The sequence below is a fragment of the Serratia sp. A07 genome, from assembly GCF_058725505.1.
Genome location: NZ_JBZXDO010000156.1, coordinates 1 through 1,541, shown reverse-complemented (window position 1 = coordinate 1,541; position 1,541 = coordinate 1). Strand labels below are relative to the sequence as shown.

Genomic DNA, 1,541 nt, shown 5'->3' with positions numbered 1-1,541 from the left:
TTGCGGCGCCGGCGTGCCGGCAAGTGCCGCGTGGCGGTTCAACGCGCCGGTGGCGCTCGATGCGCCGCAAGGTGCGCTGGGTCGGACAAACGCCTGCCGCCTGCGCGGCATAAATCCCGCCCGGCGTACCGGACGGGGGTTATTGTCGGCTACGCCGCGTCGCTGTCGTCGCTTGCGGGCTGGGTTATCGTCACCGGCACATAGGGCGTCAGGCACGGCGGCACCCAGCGGGTCTGACTGATTTCGTTCTCGGCCAGCAGCGCCGCGTCCGCTTTCTTCATCTTGAGCGCCGAGGCGGCTTGTGCCAGTCGGTCGGCATCAACCAGTGCGTCACCTATCTGGTCTTTGCTTAGCCGTGCAAAGCAGTTCTGCGCGGTCGGCACCCACCAGTCACGCAGGGTAAAGCCCAGCGCCGCTTCCAGCCCGTCAAGCTGCGCCCCTGCCCGTCCGTTGCGGTCTGTCTTTTCACACAGGCCATCGATGCCGCCGCTCACGCAGAACGCCAGCAGGTCAACCAGTGTCGGCATCGGCCAGTCAATCAACACGGTAAAGTCCTGCTCCCAGCCTTTTGGCAATCGCGCCATCCAGCCCTGCTCCACCTCGCCGAGGCGCGTCATGGCGCGGTCGGTTTCTGCGCTGGCGGGGGCATGAGTCAGTAACGTGCCGCGCTGCTGGCTGACGCTGGCACCCAGCACGCTGCCTGCCCACGGCGTGGTCATTTTGGTCAGCAGGGTATGCACCAGCAGCGCCAGCGCCACCTGCGGGTTGCCGGTCAGCGCCGCCTGCACCGCCAGTGTCCGCTCGGCGGTCAGGCTGCGCAGCAGTGCGGCGCTGTAGCCCTTGTTTTGGGGTTCTGTCGCTTGTTGTTGGGAGGTGTGGGTGTCGCCGCTGTTATCGCTGCCGGTGTCGTCTTCGCGCTCGTCCCATTCCTCTGCAACCAGACGCACCATGCCCCGTTGTACGGTCAGTTCGCCGCGACAGAACGACACCACCACCCCGGCATCCGCCTTGCTTTGGGCGTCCCAGGCCGCGATGTTGGCGCGCGCCTGCACGGCTTCCATCTCAGCCCCGATACGCTCGGCGGCTTTATAGCAGGCTTCAGCCTCGGCGGGGTCGGCTGCGGCGTCACCTTCCTCAATCAGTTCATCATGGCGCAGGCCGCGCTGCGTCTGCGCTTCCTGCTCCAGTTCAGTGAGTACGCCGGTGGGTTTCTCCAGCATACTGTAGTGCTCGCGGTCGTCTCCCCATGTGATGATGGCACCAGCACGCCCCATGCTCCACGCCCAGCCCTCATGCGCCGCCAGCTGTGCCGCGATAGTCTCCAATGCTTGCAGGGTCAGCGTATCGAGCAGCAGCGGGTCGGTGACAAAACCGCAGTCGGAGAACAGGTCGTGACGTATCTCGCCACCGGCGGCCTCGTATAGGCTCAGGCCAACCAGCGCCAGCGCGGCGTTGCCGTCCGCAGGGATTTCGTCGTTCAATACCCGGCGACGCAGCGCGGCAGGCTCGCGGCCGTTGTAGAAGTCGTCACCCACCTCCCA

The 1,541-nt window shown here is 66.0% G+C and carries 1 pseudogene; it reads right to left on the bottom strand.

Features of this window, described 5'->3' with window-relative positions:
* Nucleotides 1-149 precede the first annotated feature (149 nt).
* Nucleotides 150-1,541, bottom strand: a pseudogene (locus AC4PR2_RS28765) (ParB/RepB/Spo0J family partition protein); the annotation flags it as partial.